Here is a 2629-nt window from a genome sequence, read left to right on the forward strand (position 1 = left end):
TATTGGATCTAAATGATAATTACTATTATTTGCATTTCAATTTATTTGTATTTTTGTCATTAAAAGCTCACTTAAACCTTATAACTCATTGTATTAAAAGACCTTTAATGGTTCCATTTATCTGGTGAATGCTTCCATTTTTGTGATTAACCTCTCATTTATAAAGTAGGAAACTGATGCATAGCCCAATAACACTTGAAGCGTTACACATCCTAGACGCCATCGACAGACGTGGAAGTTTCGCTGCTGCGGCCAATGAAATGGACCGTGCGCCTTCGTCACTCAGCTACCAAATTCAAAAGCTAGAACAAGACTTAGATATCATGATTTTTGACCGTTCAGGGCACCGTGCAAACTTCACGGAAGCAGGGCAATTGATACTTGAGCAAGGTAGGGTGATTCTTGGTGCGACAGAAAGGCTCGTCAACGAAGCCAGCATTTTAGCTAATGGATGGGAGTTGGATTTAACCATCGCTTTTGATGGTATTATCCCAATTGCTAATTTTTTCCCACTTGTCGATGAACTAGGAAAAATCAGTAAAACGCGTGTTCGTTTACAAGAGGAGATCTTAGCGGGGTGTTGGGAATCATTGTCAGATGGCCGCGCCGACCTTCTTGTTTGCCCGAAAGTCGACACAATCCCTAATGACTTAAAAAGTGACGTGATTGGTAAAATGGAAATGGTTTGGGTCGCAGCATCAAATCACTACGTTCACAAGCGCTCTGGCGATTTTGATCAAAAGGCTAGGGAAAGTTACAGGGTGATTGCAATCGCAGATACGGCACGTGACCAGCCAGCATTAAGCATCAATATATTAGAAAAGCAGCCGCGTTTAACGGTGACGAGCTTTCCGGCAAAAGTCGAAGCATTAACCAGCGGGTTAGGTATTGGCACATTACCTTGTAGCGTTGCTAGCCCATTAATTGAATCTGGTGCCTTAAAGCAAATCGCAGGTACTGAACCCCAGCCAATTGACATCGTTATAGCTTGGCGACGCAATAAAATGGGAGACGCCAAATCATGGTGCATCCAACACCTTAAAAAAACATGGTCACTCAAGTAACGGAAGTACCATATCTGCTGTGCCGTCTTCAAAACAGATATCTAGCTTGAAACCAAGTTTTTGAGCTAGTGTCAGCATTCCTCTATTAGTTGGCATCGTCATTCCCGACATCTGTTTAGTCTGCTTGGCACGGCAGTAATCAATAACCTTAGTCATTAGAATTCGACCTAAACCAACGCCTTTAAGATCAGAGCGAATCAATATCGCGAATTCGGCATCCGTATTCTCTGGGTTGATCAGAGCCCGAGACACGCCAATGATTGCAGGTACACCTTGTTCTTCACGCACCACAACAAAAGCAATCTCTCTATCGAAATCAATCTGAGTAAAATTAGCTAGTGCTTCATGATTGAATTCACCCACATCACTAAAGAAGCGTTTGTAGAGATCCTCTTTAGAGACTCGATTAATGAATTCGGCATGAAGTGGTTCATCTTCAGGAAGAATAGGGCGTAGCAACACTTCTGTACCATCTTTTAACTGGATACGTTCTTCAAGCTCAACAGGGTAAGGACGAATCGCTAGCCTTTCCTGCGGATCTCCCTCGTAAGCTTTCAATATGATATCGGCATCCAATATCGTGAACTTATCGCCATTCGCAAGCACTGGATGTATATCCAGGTCGTATATTTCAGGGCAATCAACAACCATTTGAGAAATACGAACCAGCAACTCAGACAAGCCTTCTACATCAATAGGATTAGGGAGCTTTTGTAAGCGAATCTTGCCACTCTTTATCGCTCGAATGATCAAGTAACGAGCCAGCGTCATGTTAAGCGGAGGGAAAGCAGCTGCCGCATCAATCGACTCATCCCATTCGGAACCGCCTTGACCGAGTAGAATAATAGGGCCGAATGTTTCATCGGTTATAACTTTCACGCGAAGCTCTTGTCCGCCAGCCAGTTTCGCCATACCTTGAACTAACAGACCATGAATATGCGCTGTTGGGAATGATAACTGAGAGCGATCCAAAATCGCTTGTGCCGCATTCGCGACCTCATTACTGTGTCTTAAATTGAGCATCACACCTTGAACGTCAGACTTGTGCGCAATGTCTGGTGAACGGAGTTTAACTGCGACAGGGTATCCAATGGTTTCTGCAATATGCACCGCTTCACTGGGGTCAGAAGCGATCCAAGTAGGTAACACATCCAAATTGAAGTGTTTGAAAAACTGACTGTTTTGATGGGTATCGAGGCTAACTGTATCTTTATCCAGTAGCTGGCGTTCTATCCAATTTCTCGCATCCGCTAAGTCTTCAATATGGACTTTCTCAGCCGTAGTTGGCGTCTCCATAAGCTGACGTTGGTTGCGTCGGTACTCGACCAAGTGCATGAATGCGACTACTGAGCTTTCTGGCGTTCGATAGGTTGGAATACCAGCCTCTGTGAACAACTTTCTAGCAGGCCTTGCCGTCAGTTCACCAGACCAATTCGTAAGAACATTGAATCGCTTGTGGCGAGGGTGCTTTTTAATCGCGTCGATAATGCGCTCTGCGGTTTGAGCAGAATGTGCGATGGCTGAGGGGCTATGCATGATGAGAATGGCATCCGCTTCATCACCAT

2 protein-coding genes are annotated in these 2629 nt (G+C 44.4%); one reads left to right on the top strand and one right to left on the bottom strand.

Annotated elements, in window-relative coordinates:
* Positions 1 to 176: 176 nt before the first annotated feature.
* A complete protein-coding gene (locus BCT81_RS25455; RefSeq protein WP_102426266.1) occupies positions 177 to 1064 on the top strand; it encodes a LysR family transcriptional regulator in 888 nt (295 codons plus the stop codon).
* Here BCT81_RS25455 and BCT81_RS25460 read toward each other — a convergent pair.
* Positions 1053 to 2629 (bottom strand): GNAT family N-acetyltransferase (locus BCT81_RS25460; RefSeq protein ID WP_133152723.1); only part of this gene is annotated, 1577 nt, incomplete at its 5' end. The two genes, BCT81_RS25455 and BCT81_RS25460, sit on opposite strands and share 12 nt — an antisense overlap.

The organism is Vibrio sp. 10N.261.52.A1 (assembly GCF_002876325.1).
Classification (GTDB): domain Bacteria; phylum Pseudomonadota; class Gammaproteobacteria; order Enterobacterales; family Vibrionaceae; genus Vibrio; species Vibrio chagasii.

What these genes read in the sequence shown, in the direction of transcription:
- BCT81_RS25455 (WP_102426266.1), top strand. Translation starts at nt 177, where the DNA reads ATGCATAGCCCAATAACACTTGAAGCGTTACACATCCTAGACGCCATC.